21 protein-coding genes and 4 pseudogenes are annotated in these 25,890 nt (G+C 68.9%); 11 read left to right on the forward strand and 14 right to left on the reverse strand.

The window, feature by feature from the left end; all coding sequences use genetic code 11:
• Positions 1–260: pseudogene (locus G6048_RS32280) on the reverse strand (hypothetical protein); the annotation flags it as partial.
• A gap of 176 nt (positions 261–436) precedes the next feature.
• On the opposite strand from G6048_RS32280, the gene G6048_RS32285 reads away from it, so the two are divergent.
• Positions 437–2,536 carry an MFS transporter gene (locus G6048_RS32285; RefSeq protein WP_206342397.1) on the forward strand — a complete coding sequence of 700 codons (2,100 nt, stop codon included), beginning with the start codon at positions 437–439 and terminating at the stop codon, positions 2,534–2,536.
• A gap of 27 nt (positions 2,537–2,563) precedes the next feature.
• On the opposite strand, the gene G6048_RS32290 is transcribed toward G6048_RS32285, so the two are convergent.
• The gene (locus G6048_RS32290) at positions 2,564–3,115 is read right to left on the reverse strand and encodes a GNAT family N-acetyltransferase (protein ID WP_165343141.1); all 552 of its coding nucleotides are present in this window, start codon (positions 3,113–3,115) and stop codon (positions 2,564–2,566) included.
• A 151-nt stretch (positions 3,116–3,266) separates the two neighbouring features.
• Between G6048_RS32290 and G6048_RS32295 the strand changes: the two genes are divergently transcribed.
• Complete coding sequence (locus G6048_RS32295) at positions 3,267–3,944, forward strand: hypothetical protein (protein ID WP_165343142.1); 678 nt, start codon at positions 3,267–3,269, stop codon at positions 3,942–3,944.
• 5 nt (positions 3,945–3,949) lie between these two features.
• Positions 3,950–4,369, forward strand: coding sequence for a hypothetical protein (locus G6048_RS52020; RefSeq protein WP_408056192.1), 420 nt, complete (start codon positions 3,950–3,952; stop codon positions 4,367–4,369).
• A 101-nt stretch (positions 4,370–4,470) separates the two neighbouring features.
• On the opposite strand, the gene G6048_RS32305 is transcribed toward G6048_RS52020, so the two are convergent.
• Positions 4,471–4,872 (reverse strand): DnaJ family domain-containing protein, encoded by a 402-nt coding sequence (locus G6048_RS32305; protein WP_165343143.1) that lies wholly within the window; start codon positions 4,870–4,872, stop codon positions 4,471–4,473.
• Between the two features lie 125 nt (positions 4,873–4,997).
• Here G6048_RS32305 and G6048_RS32310 point away from each other — a divergent pair, with 125 nt between their 5' ends.
• Positions 4,998–5,393, forward strand: a complete 396-nt coding sequence (locus G6048_RS32310; protein WP_165343144.1) for a hypothetical protein — start codon at positions 4,998–5,000, stop codon at positions 5,391–5,393.
• Between the two features lie 43 nt (positions 5,394–5,436).
• On the opposite strand, the gene G6048_RS32315 is transcribed toward G6048_RS32310, so the two are convergent.
• A complete protein-coding gene (locus G6048_RS32315) occupies positions 5,437–6,117 on the reverse strand; it encodes an O-methyltransferase (protein ID WP_165343145.1) in 681 nt (226 codons plus the stop codon).
• Between the two features lie 292 nt (positions 6,118–6,409).
• Between G6048_RS32315 and G6048_RS32320 the strand changes: the two genes are divergently transcribed.
• The gene (locus tag G6048_RS32320) at positions 6,410–8,458 is read left to right on the forward strand and encodes a bifunctional glycosyltransferase 87/phosphatase PAP2 family protein (protein ID WP_165343146.1); all 2,049 of its coding nucleotides are present in this window, start codon (positions 6,410–6,412) and stop codon (positions 8,456–8,458) included.
• On the opposite strand, the gene G6048_RS32325 is transcribed toward G6048_RS32320, so the two are convergent.
• The 3 genes from G6048_RS32325 to G6048_RS32335 all read right to left on the reverse strand — a co-directional run bounded on the left by G6048_RS32325 (position 8,412) and on the right by G6048_RS32335 (position 12,500).
• Positions 8,412–10,073: a hypothetical protein gene (locus G6048_RS32325; RefSeq protein WP_408056193.1), complete on the reverse strand. Its 1,662-nt coding sequence runs from the start codon at positions 10,071–10,073 to the stop codon at positions 8,412–8,414. The two genes, G6048_RS32320 and G6048_RS32325, sit on opposite strands and share 47 nt — an antisense overlap.
• A gap of 223 nt (positions 10,074–10,296) precedes the next feature.
• Positions 10,297–10,764 (reverse strand): hypothetical protein, encoded by a 468-nt coding sequence (locus tag G6048_RS32330; RefSeq protein ID WP_165343147.1) that lies wholly within the window; start codon positions 10,762–10,764, stop codon positions 10,297–10,299.
• 500 nt (positions 10,765–11,264) lie between these two features.
• Positions 11,265–12,500, reverse strand: coding sequence for a cytochrome P450 (locus tag G6048_RS32335; protein ID WP_165343148.1), 1,236 nt, complete (start codon positions 12,498–12,500; stop codon positions 11,265–11,267).
• A gap of 333 nt (positions 12,501–12,833) precedes the next feature.
• Here G6048_RS32335 and G6048_RS32340 point away from each other — a divergent pair, with 333 nt between their 5' ends.
• The gene (locus tag G6048_RS32340; protein ID WP_165343149.1) at positions 12,834–14,003 is read left to right on the forward strand and encodes a steroid 3-ketoacyl-CoA thiolase; all 1,170 of its coding nucleotides are present in this window, start codon (positions 12,834–12,836) and stop codon (positions 14,001–14,003) included.
• 82 nt (positions 14,004–14,085) lie between these two features.
• Here the strand turns inward: G6048_RS32340 and G6048_RS32345 are convergent, their stop codons facing one another.
• A complete protein-coding gene (locus tag G6048_RS32345; RefSeq protein WP_235990587.1) occupies positions 14,086–15,690 on the reverse strand; it encodes a carboxylesterase/lipase family protein in 1,605 nt (534 codons plus the stop codon).
• Positions 15,690–18,173, reverse strand: coding sequence for a beta-glucosidase family protein (locus tag G6048_RS32350; protein WP_165343150.1), 2,484 nt, complete (start codon positions 18,171–18,173; stop codon positions 15,690–15,692). Before G6048_RS32350 ends, G6048_RS32345 begins: the two co-directional genes overlap by 1 nt.
• Before the next feature lie 253 nt (positions 18,174–18,426).
• On the opposite strand from G6048_RS32350, the pseudogene G6048_RS32355 reads away from it, so the two are divergent.
• Positions 18,427–18,564: pseudogene (locus G6048_RS32355) on the forward strand (steroid 3-ketoacyl-CoA thiolase); the annotation flags it as partial.
• Here the strand turns inward: G6048_RS32355 and G6048_RS32360 are convergent.
• Positions 18,548–18,835 carry a DUF397 domain-containing protein gene (locus G6048_RS32360; protein ID WP_165343151.1) on the reverse strand — a complete coding sequence of 96 codons (288 nt, stop codon included), beginning with the start codon at positions 18,833–18,835 and terminating at the stop codon, positions 18,548–18,550. The pseudogene G6048_RS32355 and the gene G6048_RS32360 overlap by 17 nt on opposite strands.
• On the reverse strand, positions 18,795–19,643 hold the full coding sequence (locus tag G6048_RS32365; RefSeq protein WP_165343152.1) for a helix-turn-helix domain-containing protein: 849 nt from the start codon (positions 19,641–19,643) through the stop codon (positions 18,795–18,797). Before G6048_RS32365 ends, G6048_RS32360 begins: the two co-directional genes overlap by 41 nt.
• Before the next feature lie 132 nt (positions 19,644–19,775).
• On the opposite strand from G6048_RS32365, the gene G6048_RS32370 reads away from it, so the two are divergent.
• From G6048_RS32370 to G6048_RS32380, 3 genes are read left to right on the forward strand one after another with little or no spacing between them, the layout of a single operon-like run.
• Positions 19,776–20,171: an ATP-binding protein gene (locus G6048_RS32370; protein ID WP_165343158.1), complete on the forward strand. Its 396-nt coding sequence runs from the start codon at positions 19,776–19,778 to the stop codon at positions 20,169–20,171.
• A 45-nt stretch (positions 20,172–20,216) separates the two neighbouring features.
• Positions 20,217–20,675, forward strand: coding sequence for a hypothetical protein (locus G6048_RS32375; protein ID WP_206342398.1), 459 nt, complete (start codon positions 20,217–20,219; stop codon positions 20,673–20,675).
• A gap of 1 nt (position 20,676) precedes the next feature.
• Positions 20,677–21,156, forward strand: a complete 480-nt coding sequence (locus G6048_RS32380) for a pyridoxamine 5'-phosphate oxidase family protein (protein WP_165343153.1) — start codon at positions 20,677–20,679, stop codon at positions 21,154–21,156.
• Between the two features lie 69 nt (positions 21,157–21,225).
• Here the strand turns inward: G6048_RS32380 and G6048_RS32385 are convergent, their stop codons facing one another.
• From G6048_RS32385 to G6048_RS32395, 3 genes and pseudogenes are all read right to left on the reverse strand, one after another.
• Positions 21,226–24,165, reverse strand: coding sequence for a tetratricopeptide repeat protein (locus tag G6048_RS32385; RefSeq protein WP_165343154.1), 2,940 nt, complete (start codon positions 24,163–24,165; stop codon positions 21,226–21,228).
• Between the two features lie 339 nt (positions 24,166–24,504).
• The gene (locus G6048_RS32390) at positions 24,505–24,939 is read right to left on the reverse strand and encodes a VOC family protein (RefSeq protein ID WP_165343155.1); all 435 of its coding nucleotides are present in this window, start codon (positions 24,937–24,939) and stop codon (positions 24,505–24,507) included.
• Positions 24,940–24,985: 46 nt separating this feature from the next.
• Positions 24,986–25,768 (reverse strand): annotated as a pseudogene (locus G6048_RS32395) (ECF transporter S component); the annotation flags it as partial.
• Between G6048_RS32395 and G6048_RS50145 the strand changes: the two are divergent.
• Positions 25,768–25,890 (forward strand): annotated as a pseudogene (locus G6048_RS50145) (IS6 family transposase); the annotation flags it as partial. The pseudogenes G6048_RS32395 and G6048_RS50145 overlap by 1 nt on opposite strands.

Genomic DNA, 25,890 nt, shown 5'->3' on the forward strand with positions numbered 1-25,890 from the left:
CCCAAGTCGTCCGACCCCGCCCGCAAGACACCCGAGTCCACGCCCGAGCCCTGCTCGAGGTCGACCTCGAACTCAACCGCCTCCAGGTCCACGTAGGGCCGGATGCGCAACGGGTCGAAGTCCTCCGCCGCGGCGGCCTCCGCGTAGCGGGTTTCCAGGAGTTCGTCTGCCGCCCGCTGAGCGCATGCGCACGAGGGCGCGCCTCCCGGCTCGCGCGGTGTCCCGCATTCCGGGCAGACGTGCACACTCCGGCCACTCACGTATGGATCCCTTCCCAAAACGAACTTCAGCGATTATGCAGACCTCCTCCACACCATCTCCCAGCTACCACCAGAATCTCGAACTCCTCTCTGGATTCAACGGGCCATAACCGGTCACACCGACCAGAATGCAAGGACGACGGGGACCGAGGGCCCCTCGCGGCCGGGAGGTCGGCATGGCCGAGGAAGCGCACCGTACGAACGCCCACGACGCGGCGGACGGGGACCACCCGCCACCGCCCCGCGACCACACACGCGGCGCCCCCGGTGAGGAATACGTACGGGGTGGGGTCCTTGTCTCGATCGGCGCCCTGTTGCTGGGCATGCTGCTCGCGGCGCTGGACCAGACGATCGTGTCGACCGCGCTGCCGACCATCGTCAGCGAACTCGGCGGACTGGACCATCTGTCCTGGGTGGTCACGGCGTATCTGCTCGCGGCCACGGCCGCCACTCCGCTCTGGGGCAAGCTCGGTGACCAGTACGGCCGAAAGAGGCTGTTCCAGACGGCGATTGTGATCTTTCTCATCGGCTCGGCGCTCTGCGGAATGGCGCAGAACATGCCCCAGTTGATCGGCTTCCGGGCGCTCCAGGGCCTCGGCGGCGGCGGGTTGATGGTGCTGTCGATGGCGATCGTCGGCGATCTCGTCCCGCCCCGCGAACGGGGCAAGTACCAGGGCCTGTTCGGTGCCGTCTTCGGCGCGACCAGTGTGCTCGGCCCGCTGCTCGGCGGTCTGTTCACCGAGCATCTGAGCTGGCGCTGGGTCTTCTACGTCAATCTCCCGGTCGGCGTGGTCGCGCTCGCCGTCATCGCCACCGTCCTGCGCATCCCCGCCCGGACCACGCGGCACACGATCGACTATCTCGGTACGTTCCTGATCGCGTCCGTCGCCGCCTGCCTCGTCCTCGTCGCCTCGCTCGGCGGCACCACCTGGGGCTGGGCCTCGCCGCAGATCATCGGCCTCGCGGTACTCGCCGTCGTACTGGCCGTGGCCTTCGTGTCCGTCGAACGGAGGGCCGCCGAGCCCGTACTCCCCCTGAAACTCTTCCGCATCCGCACCTTCACCCTCTCCGCCGTGATCAGCCTGATCGTGGGCTTCGCGATGTTCGGCGCGATGACGTACCTGCCGACGTTCCTACAGGTCGTCCAGGGCGTCTCGCCCACCATGTCGGGCGTGCACATGCTGCCGATGGTGGCCGGTCTGCTGCTCGCCTCGACGGTCTCCGGCCAGATCGTCAGCCGGACCGGCCGCTGGAAGGTGTTCCCCATCGCGGGTACGGGCGTCACCACGATCGGCCTGCTGCTGCTCCACCAGCTCGACGAGAACAGCTCCACCGGCGAAATGAGCGCGTACTTCCTCGTGTTCGGCCTCGGCCTCGGCCTGGTCATGCAGGTCCTGGTGCTGATCGTGCAGAACGCCGTCTCGTACGAGGATCTCGGCGTCGCCACCTCCGGCGCCACCTTCTTCCGGTCCATCGGCGCCGCGTTCGGCGTCGCCATCTTCGGCACGATCTTCGCGAGCCGTCTCGCCGACAAGCTGATGGCCGCGCTCTCCGGGCAGCCGCTGCCGCCCGGCATCACCCCGGACGCCCTCGAGAGCGACCCGCGCGGCATCGCCGAACTCCCTTCCGCACTGCGCCTGTCGGCCGTGCAGTCGTACGCCTCGGCGATCACGGACGTCTTCCTGTACGCGGCTCCCGTCGCCGTTCTCGGCTTCGTACTGGCCTGGTTCCTGCGCGAGGACAAGCTGCGGGGCTCGGTGACGGTGCCCGACGCCACGGAAACCCTGGCCAGCAATCCGGTGGAGCGCTCCTCGTACGACGAGGTGTGCCGGGCGCTGTCCGTGCTCGGCACGCGCGAGGGGCGGCGCGCGATCTACGAGAAGATCACCGCCCGCGCCGGCTACGACCTGCTGCCCGCGGCGAGCTGGCTGCTGCTGCGCATCCGGCGCTACGGGTGGGCCGAGCCGGGTGTTCTCGCCGAACGCGGCGCCGTCCCGCTGGACGTCATCATGGAGGCGGCCCGCCAGGTCGAGGAACGCCACCTGGCTCTGCGCGAGGGCCTTGACCTCGTCCTCACCGCCGAGGGCCGCGAGGTCGCCGGCCAACTCGCCGCGGCCCGCGAGGAATCCCTTGCGGAACTGTTGGGCGACTGGTGGACGCCGGACCGGCCCACCGACCTGGCCCAGCTCGTCAAGGAGCTGAACGCGGAGATGTGCGGCTCGGTCGCGGAACGTCCTGCCTCCGGCGGTCGAGCGGTTGGGTTCGTCGGCGACTGACGGTCCGTTGTGGCTGGTCCCGCAGCTTCAAACCGGACTTTGACCGGAGCACAGCCGTTTCGCGAACCAGTGCTCGGCGTATTCCTCGTCGTTGTACCGCTCGATCTCCTCGTACCCGTGCCGTGCGTACATCGCGCGTGCCTCGACCAGGTCGTTGCGGGTGTCGAGCACGAGCCGCTCGAGGCCGAGCCCGCCGGCCGCCTCCTCGGCTGCCGCGAGCAGCACGGAACCGCCGCCCTTGCCGCGCATCTCCTTCCGTACGAACATCCGCTTGAGCTCGCCCGTGCCCGTGACGGCGTTTCCCCCGCTCATGAGACGTCGCACGCCCACTGTGCCGGCCGGCTCGCCGTCGTACCGGGCGAGCAGCAACACCCCGGTGGGCGGGGCGAGTTCGGCCCCGGTCTCGGCGGCGATCTCGCGCTCCAGCTCGGCCGGGTCGGTGGTGTGCCCCTCGTGGAGCAGGTACCAGCGGTCGCTGACCTCCGTGTAGTACGCGCGCCAGAGGGCTGCCGCGGCGGGGGAGTCGAAGGGCTCGGGGGCGACGGTCCAGGACGCCGTCGTAGTCGTCGTAGGGGCCATGGCGGCATTGTCCGTACGTACGGTCCGTCGGCCGCAAGTCAATTAGTCGAGTTACCCGGGTGCCCGCGGGCGGCGGAGCCGTTTGGGTGCCGTCCTGTGGGCAACCCGGCCAGTGAGCCGGCCCCAACGGGCCGAAACCGGAAGGTATTCCATGTCCACTGGCGTGATCATTGTTCTGATCGTGGTCGCGGCGATCATCATCGGCGCGGCCGTCTGGCTCGCCACGTCCCGCGGAGCGGGCGGCGGCGGGCGGAATCTGCGACGGCGCTTCGGGCCCGAGTACGACCGGGCCGTCGCTCAGCACGACGGCGACGAAAAGGCCGCCGAACGCGAGCTCGCGGACCGTGTGAAGCGGCACGGTTCGCTGCGCAGGCAGCCGTTGGAGCCCGCGGCGCGCGAGCGGTACGAGGCGCGTTGGGCCGCCGCCCAGGAGCGGTTCGTCGACTCGCCGCGGGAGGCCGTGTCCGAGGCGGACCGGCTGCTCGGCGAACTGGCCGGCGTCCGCGGTTTCCCCGACGGCGACCGCTACGACGAGCAGCTCGCCGCGCTCTCCGTGCACCACGCACACCACGTCCACGGCTACCGGCGTATCCACCGGGCCGCGCACGCGCCCCTCGCCGACGGCGACGAGAGCCGTACCGGTACGGAGGAACTCCGCGAGGCCATGATCGAGGCTCGCGCCCTCTTCGACGACCTGGTGGCACCGGGCCGCGAGGACACACGGAGCCACCGCGCGTCCGACGAGCCCGCCCCCACCCGCTCGAACCGCCTCGGCGAACGCCTGCACACTCCATGGGCGTTCAACAGGCGCCACGCCAAGGGGAGTTGATACGCATGACCGACAACATGGCTGGTCTGCCGACGCCGGCGAAGCAGCCGGAGCGTGAGGCCGCGATCGGTCCCGACAAGGCAGGCAGCCCCGACAAGACGATCGGTCGCGACAAGACGATCGGCTCCGACAGGGCCATCGGCGGCTCCGCCGGCCGGCTGATGTCCCACGACGAGTCCGACAAGTGGACGCTGCGGCTGCAGCACGCGGTCTCCGGCTTCGTCGACGGGCCGCGGGAGTCCCTCGAAGAGGCGGACCAGGTGCTGGAGGAGGTCACGGCGCGCTTCACGGACGCCGTCACCCAGCGCCGCCGCACCCTGCGCACGTCCTGGCAGACGACGGGCGACGAGAAGGCCGACACCGAGCAACTACGGCTCGCCCTGCGCGACTACCGGGAGCTCGCGGAACGCCTCCTGCGCATGTGACATCCGCCGGTTGAGCAGGGCGCCTACCGGGCGGGGGCTGCGCCCCAGACCCCCGCCAGGGGGTGCGGTGACACGTTGTGTCGCTCCGCCCCAGCGGGGCACTAAGCGTGGCGCTCACGCCAGTCCCGTACGACCGCCTCGACGTCGTACGGCTTCAAGCCCAGCGGCGGCCCCGGCGGCGGCTTGAGCATCACGTCACGGATCTTCACGTTGATCGACGTGATGATCTCGCGCACCACCCGCTCCGAAGGGGCGTCCAACGCCCGCGCGAGCTCGTCCTCCGCCTCTTTGCGCAGCGCCAGCGTCGGCGGCAGCACGGACAGCCCCTCGCGGGCCATCTTCTGCTTGATCCACCACAGTTCGTCGTACGTGGTGTCGCTGGCGGCAGGCAGCGGCTTACCGGCACCGGGGAGTTGATCGAACTCCCCACGCGCCTCCGCCTCGCGGATCTGCTTGTCGATCCAGGACTCGAAGCTGACACCGGGAGGTTTTCGCTCGGTCATGTAACCCAGTGTGCCGGACGGCATGTCATCCGGGCGATCTATCATTCGGCCGCGATACATCGTCGCCGGTGCGCCACCATGCCCCGGCGCCGAACCACTGGATTGCGGGAACCGAAGGAGCGCACGTGCTCGAACTCACCATGGCCACGGTGTCGGAGGCGGACGCGGGTGCGACGGCCGGGATGCAGATGGCCGACTCGCCCAGCGAACCGGGTGCCGTGCTGCGGGTGGGGCGGGACCGGGGCTTCTGCCGCCTCGCGACGCCCGACGACTGGCTGTTCGTCTCGCGGGTGCACCTGGAGTTCCTGTGCGGCCCGGACGGGACGTGGCAGGTGACGTGGCTGCGGGGCTCGCACGCCGACCCCTCGTCCGAGGTGCGGTTCGTGCTGGTCGGCGGGACCCCGCAGCCCCTGCCGTACGGCGGGACGGCGAGGCTCCCCCAGAACGGTTCCGGCGAACTGATCATCCACGACCGAACCTCCCCGCGCAGCGTGAACGTGGGCTTCTACCACGAGGCCTGAGGTCGGGCGGCGTAAGGCCAGGCGGGCGGTAAGTCCGGGCGGCCTACGGCAATACGCGCGCCAGCGCAAACCCGTCGTACCCCTTCACACCCACCGTCTGGATCGCCGTAGCGTCCAACTTCGGATGGGAGGCGAAGAGTTCGAGGGCCCCGCGGGTGCCTCGAATCGACGGGTCGTCGCTGGTGGCGTCGGTGACGGCGCCGCCGCGTACGACGTTGTCGAGGACGATCAGGCTGCCGGGGCGGGTGAGTCTGACGGCCCACTCGACGTAGTGCGGGTTGTTCACCTTGTCCGCGTCGATGAAGACCAGGTCGAACGGAGCGGGGTTCTCGGCCTGCTCGTCGGCCAGTTTCGCCAGCGAGTCCAGGGCGGCTCCCACGCGCACTTCGGTGATCTTGTCGAGGCCGGCCCGCGCGAGGTTGCGACGGGCGACCTCCGCGTGTTTCGAGTCGTACTCGAGGCTGATCAGGCGCCCGTCCGCCGGCAGGGCGCGGCCCAGCCAGATGGTGCTGTAGCCGCCGAGGGTGCCGATCTCCAGGATGCGGCGGGCGCCCTGGATCACGGCGAGCAGGTGGAGCAGCTTGCCGTGGGTCGGGGCGACGTTGATGTGCGGCAGCCCGGCGGCGTCGCTGTCGCGCAGCGCGGCGGAGAAGGCGTCGTCGGGCGGGGCGAGGAGCGCGGTGAGGTAGTCGTCCACGTCGTTCCAGAGCCGTGGCTCGGTCATGCACCATGCCTTTCGTCTGGCTAGTTAGAGGGGCTAACTAGTTCCGTCGTCGAATATAGCCCGCTACGGCCGGATCTGCCCGGCGGTCACCCAGGTCCCCGGAACATCACCGCAACCTCCGGTCGCGCCACACCCTCTTCAGGACAAAAGATGGAAGGACGTCAGGTAAAGCGGGGGTTGCCCGCGTCTCTCCGCGGGGGTAGTGCGAGCCTCATAGGGCTCACACAGTGAAAACGAACAGCTGACACCCGTGGGACATGGGTGACCAACGGGGCGGGAGGGCCGACGGGGCGTGGCGAATGTGGAGAGCGGACGACCAGGTGATGCCTTCGCGGCGGGAGCCGCGGGCACGGCGAAGGCACGGCTGGGCGTGGTGCGCGCGGCCCTCTGGCTGATCGCCGCCGTACTGGCGGTACGGCAGGTCACCGTCGTCCTGAGCACGCCGAAGGGGGAGCGCCTGACGGATCTGGAGACCTGGGTCGGCCCGGGCGGCGTGCTGCATGTGAACGGATCCTTGTACGACTCGACGCGCTTCACGGGCACGCCGTTCGGCGGACTCGTCCTCAAACCGCTCACGCGCGCTGCCGAGGAGGCCCTCGGCTGGGGCTGGACCTTCGGCACGCTGCTGCTGGTCGTCGCGCTCGGCCTGGTCGCGGCACGTGCACTGCCGCAGCCGGTGAGCAGACGCACGGCCCTGCTCGCCGCCCCCGTCGCGATCAGCCTGTTGATGCTGTCCCTGCCGGTGCGCAACACGCTGTATCTCGGCCAGACCAGCATCATCCCGGTGCTGTTGGTGCTGCTCGGCTGCTTCGCGGTCCGGGGGGAACGGGCCAGCGGGCTGCTGATCGGAGTCGCCGCGGCCCTCCAGCCGACCGTCCTGCTCTTCGCCCCGCTGCTGTGGTTCACCGGCCGCCGCCGGGCCGCGCTCTCCACCGGCGTCACCTTCGCCGCGTGCACGGCCCTTGCCTGGGCGGCGATGCCGCACGACTCGTTCACGTACTGGGTGCACCACCTGGCCGGAGTCGGTCTCGGCCGCCCCGCCGACGACCTGTCCAACCAGTCGCTGCACGGCGCGCTGCTGCGGTTCGGCCTGACCGGTCCGCTGGAGATCGCGCTGTTCCTGCTGCTGGGCGCGGCCGTAGCGTTCCTCGGCCTGCGCCGTGCCGTGCGCTACGCGCGCGACGGGCAGCTGCTGCTCGCCGTCGCGCTGACCGGCTGCGTGGCGATCGCGGTGTCGCCCACCACCTGGCAGCACCAGCTGCTGTGGGTGCTGCTCGCGCTGGTCGGCCGGGTCGGCAAGAAGGCCTCGGACCGGTACGTATGGCCGGTCGCCGTCGTCCTGGTGATGACGCTCCCGGCGAAGATGATGCTGCCGAACATGCCGGTGCTGTACCCGCTGCGGGACAACGTCGTCCTGCTCGCCGCGCTCACCGCCGCCTGCGTCGTACCGTTCCTCTCCCGCACCTCACCGCACTACCAGGTGCCGATCCCCACGCAGTACGCGCCCCCGGTCGAGGCCCGCTGGAAACACGTACCCCTGCTGCCCTTCCTGCGCCGGGTCCTCTCCCGCCCGAACCTGCTCCTCGAACTGCTGCTGATCCGCGTCGGCTACTCCGCCTACCAGCAGGTCAGGCTGGAGGCGCACGGCGGCTCCAACGAGGCGGCCCGGGCCACCGCCGAGCAGCACGGCGAGCAGATCCTGGCGATCGAGAAGTTCCTGTTCATGGACATCGAGCACTGGGTCAACCACGCGGTGGTGAACGTCGACTGGCTGCGCGCCTTCTTCGACTTCTACTACACGTCGTTCCACTTCGTGGTGCCGCTCAGCGTCCTCGGCGTCCTCTATGTGCGCCGCCCCGCCGAGTACCGCTGGGCCCGCTCGGCCCTCGGTTTCGCCACGATCCTCGCGCTGCTCGGCTTCTGGCTCTATCCGCTGGCCCCGCCCCGCCTCATGCCGGGCCTCGGCTACATCGACACCGTGCACGGCGTGCAGGACTTCTCCCAGCCGGACTACGGGACGCTGACCGCGCTGACGAACCAGTACGCGGCGATGCCCTCACTGCACTTCGGCTGGTCGCTGTGGTGCGGTCTGGTGATCGCGATCCTCGCGCCGAAGTGGTGGATGAAGGGGCTGGGGCTGCTGCATCCGCTGTTCACGGTCTCGGCGATCGTGGCGACCGCCAACCACTGGGTGCTCGACGCGGCGGGCGGCGCGGCCGTGGTCGGCACCGGCTTCGCGCTGACCTACCTGCTCCAGGGGCCCCGGGTCAGCGCGCGCGGCAAGCCCGCCGAGGTCAGCATCGAGGAGCCGGACCAGGCGAAGGACCGTACCCCGAGCTGATCCGGTACACGCCCGATTCGGTCACCGTAAGCCGCGTGAACTCGCCCCGCTTCTTGAGGCAGCCGCCCTCGGCGTACAGCCACGGCGAGTAGGCGACGCGCACGGTGACCGAGCCGGGCCCCGGCATCCGGACGACGACCTCGGCGCCGGAGGCCCGTACGACGGAGCCCGGCGACGACACCAGGGGCACCGCCTCGCGCACCCGGAACACCTGCCAGTGCGCGTCCTGCCAGACCGGCTCCAGCCACCCGGGCCGACTCCTGACCAGCCGCGCCTCGTCCTCGGCGAAGCCGTCCGGCTTCCCGGCGGGCAGCACGACGAAGCCGACGGCCCAGCGGTCCAGCCAGGCCCGGTACGTCGACTCCGAGAACGTTCCGTCGTAGAAGAGCCGCCCGCGCTCGATGTCCAGCTGCCGGTTCCAGCCGCGGGCGAGGTTCACATGCGGCGCGAGCGCGGTGGCCTCGCGATGATTGCGGGCCGGGACCACCTCGACCCGGGTGCGCTCGGCGCCGAGCCGGTCAAGGGCACGGACGACACCACGGGTGTCGGCAGCCCAGGCGGGCACCTTGGTGGAGATCCGCAGATCGTCGACGGTCTTCGTACCCAGCCAGGCCACGGACACGATGAGGATCATGGCGAGGGCGACGAGTCTGCGTCTCTGTCTCTGCTCCCTCTGCGCGAGCAGCGCGGCGAACAGGGCGGTCGGTGCGAACAGCTCGGCGAGCCGCTCCACGTTCGTGCCGATCGGTGAGGGGATGAGATACGTGAGCACCGTCCCCGCCGCGTACACCAGGCCGCCCCACCGCAGCACCCACCAGCGGCGCGGAGCGAGGGCGAACAGCACGACACCGAAGAGGACGGGCGGCCAGATCCGGTCGGCGGGCATCAACTGCTCGCCTTTGAACGGGAACAGCAGAGTGATCCCCGCGACCACCACGAACGGCGGCGCAATGAGAGCGGCGGCCCGCCCCCAGTCCCGTACGAGCGCGTAACCGGCGCCGGCCACCACCAGGAACAGCCCCGCCACCGGGCTCGCCATGGTCGCCAGCGCCGCGTACGGCACGGCCAGCGGCAGCCGCCGCTCCCGCGTGAGCGGCACACAGGCCGCGAGCCCGAAGGCGACGCCGAGGGCGAAGGTCGTACGGCCGGACGCGACGTTGCACCACAGGGCGAACGAGGCGAGCAGCGCGGGGCCGAGAGGGCTGCGGATCCCCGTACGCACGATCAGCACCGCGGCCAGCCAGGTGGCGAGCAGCCCGGCGACGACGGTGACCGTGCGCACGCCGAAGGTGGCCATCAAGTACGGCGAGATCAGGCTGTAGTTGGCGGTGTGCATCCCGCCGTACCAGAAGAGGCTGTACGCCGAGCCGCCATGCCGCGACGCGAACTCCGCCCACGCCTGCTGCGCCGCGAGATCCCCGCCCCCCGTGGCGAGAAACGCGAACCACAGCCCGTACAACGGAACCGTCGGAAGCGTGGCCAGCAACGGCACTGGATACCGCCGCCAGAACCCTTTGAGTTCCGGGAACGGCTCCTTCCGCGTACCAGTGGCCGGCTCGACCGGACCGGAGGGCGGACGGGCGGGGGACAGCTCGGCGGCAGAGGCCACGGTCAGCGTTTCCGTTCGAAGTCGTCGAGGCTGTGTCTTTGCTGTGTCACGTGCGAAGACGTCGAGCGGCACGGAAACGTTCACTCGGTCACTGGGACGCGGGCGCCGGGGACTCACGAGCCGTGCAACGACTCATCCCGACCGTGGTCACCAGCCGATACCCCAATTCACCGGTGAGGTTCAAGGGATCAGACCCCAGGGCCGATGGAAGGCCGCCGGCCCTTTCGGGTCAGCGAGCGTCGCCCAAGGGGTAGTTGTCCTTGGTCACCGTCAGGGTGATCTTCGTTTTCTCGGGGATCCAGGCCCCGGGAGCGCTGATGTCGGCCTTGGCCGGCCAGGTGGTGCCGGAGGCCACGTTGAGGGCCTTCTTCGTCACCGTCACCGGAGTACCCAACTCGCCTCTGTCGGCCGTGACCGTGACCGTGTAAGAGGCGCGCTTTTCGCCCGTGTTCTGCATCGTGAGGGGCACGACCACGCGGCGGTTGTCCAGGCGCGGCAGGTAGGCGACGACCTCTCCGTTGTGCGCCGTGGCCGCCGGACGACCGAAGTCGAAGTCCTCGGGCTTGCGAACGTCGGTCTTCCCGGGCCCGGTGGATTCGCCGTCGGCGGGATCCGCGGTATCCACCGTGGACCTGCTTTCCGCCACCCCTTCGTCCTGGAATGCGCAGGCGGTCAGGACCAGCGGTGCCGCCACCACGGCGACGAGCAGAGAGCGTACGGAGCTCCGGTTCCGGGACCTGCCGGACGTACCGTCAGCCACAGGGGAACACACGGCTGGACTTGTGGTCGATCGACATAGGTATCCCCCTGGTGTCTGCGCATGAGCATGAGTGACTGAACAGTCCGGCGAAGCGGCCACAACTTACGCGCAGGTCGGCCCCGAAGGGAAAGGTTTATACCTGTCGACCGGCGACGAACTGTAAACCTCGCCGCCCGAGCCGTAGCGATGCGTATCTCACGCCGAGCGAAGATGTGAACTTCTGTCACGTCTTCTCCCCGGGATCTCCACACTCAACGTGAGCCCGTGACACCGATCACAGAGCGAGCTGGATCGCGGCAACAGGGCACTTGTCCAGACAAAGGCTCGGCGCTTACCGGTCAGTTGGCGTGTTTCTTCCTCTCGCGCGGTGACAGGAGGCGGGGGCGGGGCGAAGGGGGGATGGTGCCCCCGCCTCCTGATCTGCGAGACCGCATGGGTCAACTGGCGCTGACCTGGAGCTCCTTGACGCCGTTCAGCCAGGCGGAGCGCAGTCGGCGTGGGTCACCCACGAGGCGGAGGTCGGGCATGGCGTCGGCGATGGCGTTGAAGATGAGGTCCATCTCGAGGGTGGCGAGGGACTTGCCGAGGCAGTAGTGCGGGCCGCCGCCACCGAAGCCGAGGTGGGGGTTCGGGTCGCGGGTGATGTCGAGGACCTCCGGGGAGTCGAAGACGGCGGGGTCGTTGTTCGCGGAGGAGTAGAAGATGCCCACGCGGTCGCCCTTCTTGATCCGCTGGCCGCCCAGTTCGGTGTCCTGGGTGGCGGTGCGCTGGAAGGAGACGACCGGGGTCGCCCAGCGGACGAGTTCCTCGGCCGTGGTGGAAGGACGCTCCCTCTTGTAGAGGTCCCACTGGTCGGGGTGGGTGAGCAGTGCGTGCATGCCGTGCGTGATCGCGTTACGGGTCGTCTCGTTGCCCGCGACGGCCAGCATGAGCACGAAGAAGCCGAACTCGTCCGAGGTGAGGTTGCCCTGGTCCTCGGCCGCCACCAGCTGCGTGACGATGTCCTTGGCCGGGCACTGCTTGCGGTCGGCGGCCATGTTCATGGCGTACGAGATGAGCTCGGTGGCCGACTCCTGGCCGACCTCCTCGGTGATCGCGTACTCCGGATCGTCGTACGAGATCATCTTGTTGGACCAGTCGAAGATCTTGAGGCGGTCCTCCTGCGGGATGCCGATCAGCTCGGCTATCGCCTGGAGGGGGAGTTCGCAGGCGACCTGCGTCACGAAGTCGAAGGGGCCGGTCTGCGCGACGGCCTCCTGGACGATCGAGCGGGCGCGCCGGCGCAGCGTGTCCTCCAGGGCGCGGATCGCGCGCGGGGTGAAGCCGCGCTGCACGATGCCGCGGACGCGGGTGTGTTCGGGCGGGTCCATGTTGAGCAGGATCAGTCGCTGGACCTCGATGGCGTCGCGCGGGATGTGTTCGTTGAAGCGGATGATCGCGGTGTTGAGCCAGGAGGAGAACAGCTCGGGGTGCGTGGAGACGTACTTGACGTCAGCGTGCCGCGTGACGGCCCAGTAACCCTCGTCCTCGAAGCCCGCGATGCCGGGCTGCTGGGGGACCCAGTGGACGGGTTCGGCCTGACGCAGCTCGGCGAACTCCGGGAGAGGCACGCGGTGGTGCAGCAGATCGGGGTCGGTGAAATCGAACCCGTCGGGCAGCGCTGGACAAGGCATCGGCAACTCCGGGTCGTGCGACGGGGTTTGATCAGGGGTTTGAACTGGGGTTTGGTCCGTGGGGTGTTGTGTTGACGGGTCCGTTCTGACGAACCATCAGGTACCGGGAATTGCCGTGAAGGTAGTAACGGGTTCTACAAGTCGCAATAGGCATGACGGGTCGAATTGCGTGCGGAGTTCGTGCAGATCGCGACTTCGGGGGGTGCAAGACCCTTGCGGTGCACGGCGTGGGCTCAGCAGACTGCGTACAGAACTAGTACGCGTTCTAGTTCAGCGCGCCGGGTGGGCCGGGCCGTCCGCGATGCGCGAGAGGCGAGGAGAGGACTGGGGAACATGGCCGCTGAACCCGTCATCGTCGAAGCCGTACGCACGCCGATCGGCAAGCGCGGTGGCGCGCTCGCCAATCTGCATCCCGCCTATCTCCTGGGCGAGACCTACCGTGAGCTGCTGGGCCGTACGAACATCCCCGCCGACTGCGTCGAGCAGATCGTCGGCGGCGCCGTCACCCACGCCGGCGAACAGTCGGGCAACCCCGCCCGTACCGCGTGGCTGGCCATGGGCCTTCCGTACGAGACGGCCGCGACGACCGTGAACGCCCAGTGCGGGTCCTCGCAGCAGGCCTCCCACATGGTGGCTAACATGATCGCGGCCGGCGTCGTGGACGTCGGCATCAGCTGCGGCGTCGAGGCCATGTCCCGGGTGCCGCTCGGCTCGGCCTCCAAGCACGGGCCGGGGAAGCCGACGCCCGACGAGTGGAACGTAGACCTCCCGAACCAGTTCGAGGCGGCGGAGCGGATCGCTCGTCACCGCGGGCTGACGCGCGAGAACGTCGACGCGCTGGGGCTGATCTCCCAGGAACGGGCCGCGAACGCCTGGTCCGAGGAGCGCTTCAAGCGGGAGACGTTCGCCGTTCAGGTCCCGACCACGGAGGACGAGCAGCGGGCTGGTCAGGGCATGTGGCGGCTCGTCGACCGGGACGAGGGCTTGCGGGACACGTCCATGGAGGCGCTGGCCGGCCTGAAGCCGGTCATGCCGACGGCCGTGCACACGGCGGGGAACTCGTCCCAGATCTCCGACGGCGCCTCGGCTCTGATGTGGGCGTCGAAGCGGATGGCGCGGGCGCTGAAGCTCCGCCCGCGAGCACGCATCGTCGCCCAGGCCCTGGTGGGCTCGGACCCGCACTTCCACCTGGACGGCCCGATCGACGCGACTCGCGCCGTGCTCGGCAAGGCCGGCATGTCGCTGAAGGACATCGACGTCGTCGAGATCAACGAGGCGTTCGCTTCAGTGGTGTTGAGCTGGGCACAGGTATTCGAGCAGGACCTGAAGAAGGTCAACGTGAACGGCGGGGCGATCGCACTGGGTCACCCCGTGGGTGCCACGGGAGCACGGCTCCTCACCACCGCGCTGCACGAACTGGAGCGCAGGGACAAGGAGTTCGCGCTGGTCACTATGTGCGCGGGCGGGGCGCTGGCTACGGGGACGATCATCCAGCGGCTGTAGGACGAACATCCGGCGGCTGAAGAGGAAAGGCGGCGGCCCAGGGATCGAAGGCCGCCGCCACAGTCTCTAAGGTTCTAGCACTCTAAGAACGGTGTCGGTCCCAGAGGTCGCACTGGTGCTCACGGTGGACCGTCGTGCTCGGGCTGTTGCCGCCGTCGGAGGCGGTGCGCAGGGAGAGGAGCTTCTCCTGGCCGTCTGGCATCGGTGGCTGGCCGGCGGCGTGGGGCACGCCGTTTCGGATGAAGGAGCCCCAGTACTGGATCATCTGGCGTGAGAGCGCGCGCTGTTCGGCGTTCAGTGGGGACTTCAGGCCGAAGTGTTTGAAGAGGTACTGCACCTCGTTCACGTGAGTCGCGCCGAAGTCGAAGTCCTTGTTGAGGTTTCGCAGCGAGGCGAAGGGTGGCGAGGTGCGGTCGGCGAACTCGTATGCGTAGACCGGGCCGCGGGCTGCGAGTACGTCGTTGAGCCGGAGCGCCGGGCAGGCCATCAGGAAGTCTCCGTAGGCGGTGCCGTACGCGAGGGTCGGTGACGGGTAGTCCGACAGCGGGTAGCGCTGGAGTACGCGCTCGCCCTGCTCCTCGCCGAACACGCCTCGCACCACCTCGGGATACTGCTCGGCCGTGAGCGGGGTGCCGTTGTTGTCGAACTGGGCGAAGGCGAACATCCGGCCCTCGTCCTGGTTGGCTCCGTTGAGTACGGGGACACGGGCGGCCGCTCCCTTCGCGTACGCCTCGAAGGGCTGCACCGGCAGGAAGTCGCCGCCGGCCACGGGCCCCCAGTTGAAGCCGGCCTGGGCGGCGAGGACTTCCTTGGCGGGCTTGCCGCGCACACACGCGAGGCTCGCGCAGCCCAGCTTCTCCATGAAGTCGGCGCCCTGCGCCACGGCCTCCTTGTGCGTACGGGCCGCGCAGTCGGCGTACGCACCACTCTGGACGATCCCCCTGTGGAACAGGCCCCTTGAGGTCGGCGAGGCCATCTGCGTGCAGACCGAGCGGCCGCCCGCGGACTCGCCCGCGATGGTGACGCGGCCCGGATCGCCGCCGAAGCGGGCGATGTTGGCCCGCACCCAGCGCAGGGCCGACTGCTGGTCGAGCATCCCGAAGTTGCCCGAGACGCGGTCGCGCGCCTCGCGGTCGAGACCGGAGGTGGCGAGGAAACCCATCGCGCCCAGGCGGTAGTTGGCGGTCACGACGACCGTGCCGGTCTGCCGCGCGAAGGTGTCCGGCACGATGTCCTCGCCCGCGCCGGCCGTGAGCCCGCCGCCATGCAGCCAGACCATGACCGGCCGCGGACCGGAGCGGACGGCGCCGCCTTCGGGGACGTACACATTCAGGTCGAGGCAGTCCTCGGTGTGGCTGGGCTTCTCGTAGCCGGGGTCCCAACTCGCCGTCTGTACGCAGCGGTTACCGAAGTCGTCTGCGGTGCGCACACCGGACCAGGGCTCTACGGGCCGTGGGGCTCGCCAGCGGAGTTTGCCGACGGGCGGCTGCGCGTAGGGGATGCCGAGGAACTGCCGCCCCTCGGCGGTGGACTCCCCGCGGACCCAGCCGGCCTCGGTCCGGACGAGTGGAGGGCTCTGCTCGGTCGGGGCGGGAGCCGCGGCGGTGGAACCGGCGGCCGTGAGGACGGTGGTCGCCAGCGCGGTCAGCACGACAGCGAGACGACGACGCATGGTGAGGCGGCGCATCACGCGTGCACCTCCGCGACCGTACGCAGGCGCAGTTCGCCCGCCGAGGCTCCGACCCATACGGTGCGGCGGCCGGTTCCGAGCACCCAGTCGTGGCGTTCGGGGTCCCATGAGGAGAGGGTGCGTTCGTCGACGCGTACGGTGACCCGGCGCTTCTCTCCCGCCCGCAGTGCGAGCCGCCGGTATCCGCCCAACAGCTTTGCTGGCTGGTCGAGTTGGAGTTCCGGCGAGGGGCCGACATACACCTGCGGGATGTCGACGCCGTCACGGCGCCCGGTGTTGCGCACGGTGAAGGTCACCTCCAGACCATGTCGTGACCCGCGTACGTGCGGGTCGCTGTAGGAGAACGTGGTGTACGAGAGGCCGTGCCCGAACGGGAACAGCGGGCGCACGCCCTCGGCGTCGTACCAGCGGTGGCCGACGTGGATGCCCTCCGAGTACTCCTCGATGCCGTCCACGCCCGGGTAACGGCGCGGGTCACCGGCGACCGGGTGGTGATCGTCGTCCACCGGGAAGGACTGGGTGAGGCGTCCCCCGGGGTCGCAGTCGCCGAACAGGACGGCCGTGGTGGCGGCCGCGCCCTCCTGGCCCGGGTAGTACATCTGCAGCACGGCGGCGGTGCGCCGCAGCCAGGGCATCGACGTCGAGGACGAGGTGTTGAGAACGACGGTGGTACGGGGATTCACCGCCGTCACCGCCTCGATGAGGCGCGCCTGGTGACCGGGCAGCGCGACAGTCGTGCGGTCCTGGCCCTCGGTGGCGTCCTCGTACGCGAACAGCACGACACTGCGAGCGGCACGCGCGGCCCGCACGGCCTCGGCGACGTCCCGGGCGCGGGTCGCGCCGGTGATGCGCCGCAGCCGGAACAACTGCCCCTCGTCACCGCCCTCCGCGGTGATCTTCACCTTGTGCGTGCCCTTGGCGAGGTCGACTGTCTTGCGGCGCACGGCGAGCCCGTCGGGCGCCGCCGACACGAGGCCGCCGGTGAAGAACTCGCCGAAGTCGGGCAGCACGGGGAAGAGTTCCTCGCCGTCGAGGAGCACCTTGGGTCGCGTAGTACCCGAGTAGTGGATGACGAAGGTCCACTCGTCGGCGTCCTGTGCGGTGAGCGTTCCCTCGTACGTCCAGGTCTCCCCGGCGGCGACCCGCTGCCCTTCGCTCTCGAAACCCGGCGAGAAGGCGCCCTTGGGGATGGCCTTGCCGAAGATGTCCTCGCCCAGTGCATAGGACACTCGGGCGCCGCGCCCCGCACGGGACTTGATGGCGTCGAGCGGACTGTCGGCCCGGTCCGGAATGACATGGGCGCTGCCGCCGCCACTGACGAACGGGATGGAGCCGGTGGGTCCGATGACGGCGATGCTCCGGGCGGCGGCGCCGGTCAGGGGAAGGGCGTGGTTCTCGTTGCGCAGCAGCGTGGCTCCGGCCTTCGCCACGTCCAGGGCGACCGCCGCGCCCGCCGCCGGGTCGCGGTCCGGACGGGGCGGGGCGCTGCCGTCGAGCAGCCCGAAGCCGTCCATCGTCGCAAGGGTGCGGCGTACGGCGCGGTCGAGGTACTCCTCGGAGACGCTTCCGTTCTCGACCGCCCTCTTCAGGGCCTTGCCCAGGTACTCGCCGTCCGGCATCTCCATGTCGAGACCGGCGGTGATCGCGTCGACGGTGCTGTGGGTGGCGTACCAGTCGGACATCACCCAGCCCTCGAAGCCCCAGCGGTCGCGGAGGATATCGGTGAGGAGCTCCTGGTTCTCGCAGGCGTACGTGCCCTTGACCTTGTTGTAGGCACCCATGAACGCGCCCGTGCCGGCGCGGACGGCGGACTCGAAGCCGCGCAGTTCGACCTCGTTCATCGTCTGCTCGTCGACCCGCACATCGATGGTCATGCGGTCCTTCTCCTGGTTGTTCATCGCGTAGTGCTTGACGGTCGCGATGAGCCCCTCGCCCTGGATGCCCTTGATCTCCTCGGCCACCAGGTCGGCGGAGAGCAGCGGATCCTCGCTGAAGGTCTCGAAGTTGCGGCCCGCGTACGGGGTGCGGATGACGTTGACCATCGGCGAGAGCAGTACGTCCTGGCCGAGGGCGCGGCCCTCGCGGCCGATGACCTGGCCGTAGCGGCGCGCCAGTTCGGGGTCGAAGGCGGAGGCGAGGAGAACGGGGGCGGGCAGGGCTGTGGCATGCCGGGTGATACGGACTCCGGCGGGGCCGTCGGCGAGGCGGAGTGGGGGGATGGCGAGGCGGTCGACGGCGGGGATGTAGCCGGCCTGGCCGAGCGAGTTCGGGTCGGTGGCGCCGTGCAGCAGGGAGATCTTCTCGTCGAGGGTGAGTTTCGCGATCAGGCCTTCCACGCGCGGACCCGCGCTCGGTTCGGCTCTCTTGAGCGCGGTGGTGTGCGAGGAGGTGGTGAATCCGGTGGAGGCGGCCGCGGCTGCGACCGCGATCGAACCGCCCAGCAGACGCAGGGCCGATCGCCGGGACACGGTGTCGGACAAGAGCCGTCACTCCTTCGTGCGGGCACGTCGTTGTGGGAACCGCGTGTACACGTGCCACCGGCGGCAGTCGGTGTTCGACCCTTGAACCCACGGTGGGGCTAGAGCTATTGACGTGCCATCAGGTGCTACGAGTACGCGGCGGAAACTATGTCCGCTGATGACTCGTGTCAACGAAGTGAACAGAAGAGGCCTGAGCTCTCCACAAGAAACGAAGGAATCACGCCACGGGGTGGAGGTGCGGGGGCATCGGGTCCACCCCGTGGGGGCCATGGGAGCGCGGCTCATCACGACCGCGTTGCATGAACTGGAGTGCAGGGGTTAGGAATTCGCGCTCGTCACGATGTGCGTGGGTGGGGCGTCGGCGACCGGGACGATCATTCAGCCGCTGTAGTCGCGTTCCTCGTCCAGTGGACGAAGATGGTGAACGCGGCGGGGGCGAAGGTGAGATGGGGGCCCGTCGGGTTCTTTGAGTCGCGTACGGCGAGGGTAGTGTTGGGGGTTTCGGCGATCTCCAGGCAGTTGCCGCCCTGATCGCCGCTGTACGTCGACTTGCGCCAGGTCAGGGACCCGAGGGGCGCGCACTTGACGCAATTGCCCCCCTGGTCGCTGCTGTAGCTGGACTTACGCCACTGGATCACCGTCGGCATCGCGTTGTTCTCCATAGCGTTCCTCCATCACGCGCCGGATCAGCCCCGCCGAGTCGCTGAGGGAGAGGGCGGCGGCCTGAAGATGATCGTAACGGAGCGAGCAGTCCTTGACGGTGTCCGGGTTGGCGGTGGGATGCCCGCTGCCGTAGCCCTCTGTGTAGACGATGTCCGGGTCACTCGCGAAGCGGTAGAGGTCGAACGAGCCCTGCATTCCCGCGTGCGCTCCGGCCGAGAACGGCAGGATCTGGATGTTGATCCGAGGGTTGTTCTCGAAGGACAACAGGTGCTCCAGTTGCCCCCGCATGGTCTCCGGGCCACCGATCTCCTGGTATAGCGCGGCCTCGCTGAGAATCGCCCAGAAGACCGGCGGCTCCTCCTTCTCGAAGATGCGCTGGCGGGCCAGTCGTACGGCGGTGCGGTCGTCGAGGTTGCTCTGGTCCAGTGCCCCGAGCACGGCACGCGCGTACGCCTCGGTCTGGAGAAGACCGTGGACCATATGCGTTTCGAAGGAGCAGATTTCGATAGCCCGCGCCTGCAACTCCGCCACCTGCTGAAACCAGCTCGGAAGTTGACTGCGCAGCACAAGATCGACCAGCCGGGACAGCAACCCGCCCGTCCCCAGCGCCGCGTCCACCCGCTCGCTGAACGTCGGGGTCGGAAGCTTGCGGGCGGTCTCGATCTGGCCGATCAACGAGCCGGTGTAGTTGACGATTTCGCCGAGCTGCTTCTGCGTCAGCCCGGCGGCTTCGCGGTGGCGGCGCAGCTCGAAGCCGTAGTAGTCGAGCGGTGATGCGCCCGGGTCGAGGATGTTGATGTGGGTCACGCGGCGATCCCCTCTCGCGCAACTCGGCCCACTGCGGGACCGGTTGTATCCGTTCAGTAGCCGAGAGTAGTTGCGCTGGGTCACTCTCGTGGTGTGAACGACCACATTCCTCCCACGCTCCCGGGCTTCCTCATGGGCCCCCGCCCCGCGCAGTACCGCATGCGGCTCACCGCAGGCGAGCACTCGGCGCTGTACATCCGCCGCATCGTCCGCTCGCTCCTCGACGAGTGGGACATGGTCGAGCTGTCCGACGCCGTGGAACTCGGCGTGACCGAGCTGATCGCCAATGTCGTACGCCATGTCCCGGACCGGCGCTGTGAGTTGCTGTTGCTGCGACAGGGGGCGGCGGGAGTGCGGGTGGAGGTCACGGACGGCTCGCCCCAACTGCCGACCGTGTCAGCCGAGTTGTCGATGGAGTCGGAGGGTGGGCGCGGGCTCGTCCTGCTCGATGCGGTGGTCGCGAAGTGGGGGGTGTGGCCGGAGGCCGGGGGTGGGAAGACGGTGTGGTTCGAGTGCGGGGAGCGATGAGTTTCGCTCGCCGTTGCGGTCACATACGACGAGGAGGTGTTGGCGATGGACGAATCGGCACGGCAGGAAGCCTTGGAAAGGCTGGACGTTCTGGTCGGCGAATGGGAGGTGGAGGCCGACTTTCCCGGTCTGGCCGCGCCTGCGGCACGCAGCGTATTCGAGTGGACGCTGGACGGACGTTTCCTGGTCCAGCGCACGCAGATCCCGCAGACCGCGGTCCCGGACAGTATGGCGATCGTCGCGGTCGACCCGGAGACGGGTGCGTACACGCAGCACTACTTCGACTCGCGGGGCGTCGTACGGGTGTATGCGATGACCTTTGCCGACGGGGTCTGGCGGCTGCTGCGGGAGACGCCGGACTTTTCACCGCTGGCGTTCCGGCAGCGGTTCACTGGGCAGGTCGGTGACGACGGCAACACGATCCGTGGCGTCTGGGAGATGTCGTCGGACGGCTCGGCCGTATGGGAGAAGGACTTCGAGCTCACGTACCGAAGGAGCGGCTGAGATGACTTCCGATACATCGCCTGCATCACCTGCCGAGATCGCGCGCGGCATCGTCGACGCGAGTCTGTACATGGTGCTCGCCACTGCCGATGCGGCCGGGCGGCCGTGGAGTTCGCCGGTCTACTTCGCTCACGTGGAGTGCCGCGAGTTCTTCTGGCTCTCCTCTCCCGAGGCCGTCCATTCACGCAACATTGCGGTGCGCCCTCAGGTGGGCATCGCGATCTTCGACTCATCGGCCCCGATCAGCACCGGCCAGGGCGTCTATATGCCCGCCATCGCCGAACCGGTGGCCGGCCCCGGGATCGAGAGCGCGTTGGAGGTGTTCTCCCGCCGTTCCCTCACGCACGGAGGCCGCGCCTGGACAGCCACCGACGTGGACGGGACCTCCGGCCTGAGGCTGTACCGCGCGCTGGCCGACGAACACTCGATCCTGGCCAAGGACGGCCAACCGGACCATCGAATCCCGGTGGACCTCACTTGATCTCTGCTCCGTCTCACCAACTGACCCGGCGTAGGGCGGACAGAACTACAAGCAGAGCGCGCCATCCGGTTACGGGGCAGCGGCGAGTGCGTTCTCGAGTCGGCGGAGAAGGGGCGACACGTGTTCCTCTGCGGAAGCGATCGCCTGCACCAACTCATCCAGGTCGGCGAGCACTGCCTTGATCTGGCCACGGATCGGGCCGCTGCTTATGAAATCTGCCAGGTACCGGCCGGCATCGTCCCATCGTTGGATCGCACAGTAAGCGGTGACGAGGTTGCCTTTCCCATTTAGTGCCTTCTGGGGGCTGGGGTCGGCTGCGTCATGGGTGAAGAGTTCGATAGCTCGCGTCAGACATAGTGTCTGGTCCGGATGCGCCATGGAATGCAGTACGAGTGCCTTCTTGTAATGGGCCCAGCCATTCCTCGGGTTGAGTTCGATGGCGCGGTTGAGGTCGGCGAGGGCGTCGTCGTAGTGGTCTACGCCGTAGTAGGCCGCGCCGCGGATGGCGATGGCCCAGGCGTAGTCGGGGTTGAGTTCGAGGGCGCGGTTGAAGTCGGCGAGGGCGTCGTCGTAGTGGTCTACGCCGTAGTAGGCCGCGCCGCGGATGGCGATGGCCCAGGCGTAGTCGGGGTTGAGTTCGATGGCGCGGTTGAGGTCGGCGAGGGCGTCGTCGTAGCGATACATGAGGCGGTTGGTCGCGCCGCGGGCGGCAAGGGCCTGGGCGTAGTCGGGGTTGAGTTCGATGGCGCGGTTGAAGTCCGCCAGAGCGTCGTCGTAGCGGTCTACGTCGTAGTAGGTCATGCCGCGGGCGGCGATGGTCCAGGCGTGGTCTGGGTTGAGTTCGATGGCGCGGTTGAAGTCCGCCAGGGCGTCGTCGTAGCGCCCCGTGAAGCGGTTAGCCTGTCCACGGATGGTGATGGCCCAGGTGTAGTCGGGGTTGAGTTCGAGGGCGCGGTTGAAGTCCGCCAGGGCGTCGTCGTAGCGGTCTACTTCGTAGTAGGTCCGTCCACGGCTGGTGATGGTCCAGGCGTGGTCCGGGTTGAGTTCGATGGCGTGGTTGAGGTCGGCGAGGGCGTCGTCGTGGCGATCCATGAGGCTGTAGGTCACGCCGCGGACGGCGATGGCAAGGGCGTCGTCGGGGTTGAGTTCGATGGCGCGGTTGAAGTCCGCCAGGGCATCGTCGTAGCGGTCCAGGTCGTAGTAGGTCACGCCGCGGCCGTAGGCGGCGCGGGCTGCCTCCGGATCGAGAGTGAGAGCGAGGTTGTAGTCGGCCAGGGCCTGCTCGTTGCGGTCGGCATTGCGATGGTCCCGGCCGCGCAATACCAGGGCGAAGGCGCGGCCCTGGGCGTCGAGTTGGCCACGGGTGAGGAGATGCGTCAGGACGGTGACGCCGGGTTGGTTCTGCTCCTCCAGGGCGGTCAGTAGCTGTCTGCCCCAGCTGCTCACGGGTATTGCGCTGCCGTCGTGGCCGGCCCGGTCGAGGGTCTGGGCCCATCGGCGCAGGGTGGCGATTCCGTGGTCGTAGGCGTCGAGGCATTCGCGCAGGGCGTCCGGGAGCGCAGCGTGGGGGTCGGCACACAGCCGGTGATAGGTCTCCTGGCGTCGGTAGTCGCGCCAACGCTCATCGTCCCACCAGCCGTCCTTCGGCGGAGTGTGCTCTTCGAGTCGGAGCCGCCACCCCTGAAAGGTGTCGGCCAGGCTGGTGTGCTGCTGTGACCACTGGCTGGGGGACTGGCGACGTTGCAGGCGGAGCATCGCGGTGCGCACGACGTCGTGGTAGCGGCAGCGGCTGGCGCGATCGGTGACGAAGGGCAGGGTACGCAACCAGCCGAAGAGCTCTGCCGCCGCCTCGTCCACGGCTGCGCGGTAGATGTCCTCGTCCACTTCTTGGGGCAGGGCGCAGGCCAGGGCGGCGGCGCGGCGGGCGGGGTCGGTCTCCCACTTCAGGAACCGTTCCACGGCGGTGCCGCTGGGGTCCCCGATCTCCTCCACGCTGGTGGGGCGGGCTTCGGCAAGGGTGGAGACCAGGACCGGCAGCCGTCCGGACAGTTGCAGAATCACCTCGGCTCTCCGCTTGTCGGTGATGCCCTTGGCGGCGAGAAGCTGGTGGGCCTCGGCCTCGGTGAACACCTCCAACGGCAGGCTGGTGACCAGGTCCAGGTGGTCCGCCCAGCACCGGGTCTCCAGCCGTGACTGTCCGGCCAGGACGACCAACACGTTGGCGGGCAGCTCCCCGTAGAGGTCGCTGACCAACACATCGCGCAGCCAGATGTCCAGCAGCGGCCCGATGCGCTCATAGGTGTCGAAGAACAACACCACCCACGGCCTGCGCTGTGCCACCTCGGCCAGGTCCTGAAGGAACGCCGGGGTGAGAACCTTCAGCGGGGAGAGAACGATCTGGACGTCATCGTGACTGCGGAACCGGGCGCTGAGCAGCGCCTTGAGCCGGTCCGCACCCGCCGCGACCTGATTCGGGTCCACCGCGCCGGCGAACGCCCCCACCCCGGGGATCATGCCCAACCCCACCAGGCCGACCTGCGAGGCGACCACGCTGGCCGGTGACGAGGCCGGTGGCACGGGCCCTGTCACTACTCCGTCAGCCGCGCCTGCCATCGACTCCGTCGCGGCCCCGGCCCCGGCTGCGCCGGAGTCGGCTTCATGCCGACGCTGCCGATAGGTGGCCAGCAGTTTGTCGAAGCTTTTCAACGCCAGGCCCTGCTGGGCGAACTGTGTGCTGATCGCCTCCATGGCCTCCACTACGTCCGCCGCCGACTCGTCCACGTAGGCCGTGATCCCCTGCTGCTCGCGAGCGGCGCCTTCCATCTGGCGCACCAGCGTGGACTTGCCCACCCCCGCAGGGCCGTGGATGTGAAAGAGGAACTGCGCCGCCTCCTCCGGCGCCTGCCGGAGTGTGTCCCGGAAAGCCGCCAGCTCACCCTGTCGCCCGACGAACCCGCTCTGACGACGCCGCCGGATCAACTCCTGCCGTGAAGGCCCCCGCCCCGCCACAGCCCCCCCTTGAAGACAACGACGTGCCACCCGCTCAGGAAAATGCTGCCGCATGGACACCGTCGCCGTCTCCCACTACGACGTCCCTGGTCCGTTATGACCGTAGGGCGCGAGCCTGCTCGCATCGCCTGTTAGATCGGCTTCAACACGCCAACCCAATAGGGAAGGTGCGGAAGCGGACAGGGAACCAGACGCGGGCGGGTTGCGCGCCGCGGACTCGGGTGTCGGCCCCTGGATTGGGCAACGCTGGTCACGCGTGCAGATGGCGATCAATCCATTTCCGCACTACAGCGCGTGGTTGTCCCAAAGCAAGATCCACGGCGCCAAGTTCGCGGCCACTCAGTCCAGACAGAACTCGTTGCCCTCGATGTCCTGCATCAGTTGGCACGACTCGTTGTAGTCATCGGCAACCAGTAGTCGCCCGCGTACCGCGCCGAGCGCGACCAGTCGTACGCACTCGGCCTCGAGTGCAGCCAGGCGCTCTTCGCCCACGAGCCCGGTGCCGACCCGCACGTCAAGATGCACCCGATTCTTGACGACCTTCCCTTCGGGAACGCGCTGGAAGTACATCCGCGGGCCCACACCCGAGGGATCCATGCAGACAAACCCTGAACCCTGACGTTCGGGCGGCAGGGAGCGATCGTAATCGTCCCAGGTAGCAAACCCGTCCGGCGGCGGTGGTACGACGTACCCCAACACCTCGCACCAGAAGCGAGCAACGCGCTCAGGGTCCGCGCAGTCGAAGGTGACCTGGAACTGCTTGATCGATGACATCGGACCACCATAGAGGCGGTGTTCGTCCTCGGTGGACGTGTGGGACCTACTTTCGGGGCTGGTGGGTGTGCGGGTGCTCGAACGTCACCGGTGTCTCGAAAGCCGCCCGGCGGGTGGCCCGGCGTAGGGCCTTGAGGATGGTTGCGCCCAGGGTGAGGGTCAGGGCGACCGTGACGCTGGCTCGGCCGAGGTCCCAGCCGAGGGAGGTGGCCAGGCAGTAGGCGAGGAAACGGGTCAGGTTGGTGGTGACGTCGGCGTCGGGGTCGAAGGCCACGCTCGACGTGAGGGCGTTCATGAAGGGCCAGCCGGACAGGTTCATGAGCGTGCCGTAGGCGAAGGCCGCCACGAAGCCGTACGCGGCGAGCATGAGCAGTTCGGCCCGGCCGCGCAGCCGGTCGGGACCCGGTAGCAGGCCCGCTCCCATCGCGAACCAGCCCATGCTGAGCATCTGGAACGGCATCCATGGCCCGACCCCGCCCGTGAGCAGCGCGGACGCGAACATCGTGACCGCGCCGAGTACGAAGCCGAAGCCGGGGCCCAGCACCCTGCCGCTCAGCACCATCAGGAAGAACATCGGCTCGATCCCGGCTGTTCCGGCCCCGATCGGCCGCAACGCCGCCCCCGTCGCCGCCAGTACCCCGAGCATGGCCACGGCCTTCGGCCCGATCCCCGACTCCGAGACCGCCGCGCCCACCACCCCGACCAGCAGCACGAGCAGCCCCGCGAACAGCCACGGCGCGTCCTGCGCATGGGCGCTGACCTGGGACGTCGGCCCGGCGAACAGGGGCCAGGCGAAGGCCGCGAGGCCGATGACGCTGACGAGCGTCCGTGTCGCTGTCGTACAAGGGGCATCGGTACCCGGTCGAGGTCATTTCCCACTGTGTGTGGCTGTACTTCCGCTTCCCGCTGTCATTGCGCGAGGTCGAGGAGCTGATGCTCGAGCGCGGTGTG

It is taken from the genome of Streptomyces ureilyticus (genome assembly GCF_011045025.1).
GTDB lineage: Bacteria > Actinomycetota > Actinomycetes > Streptomycetales > Streptomycetaceae > Streptomyces > Streptomyces ureilyticus.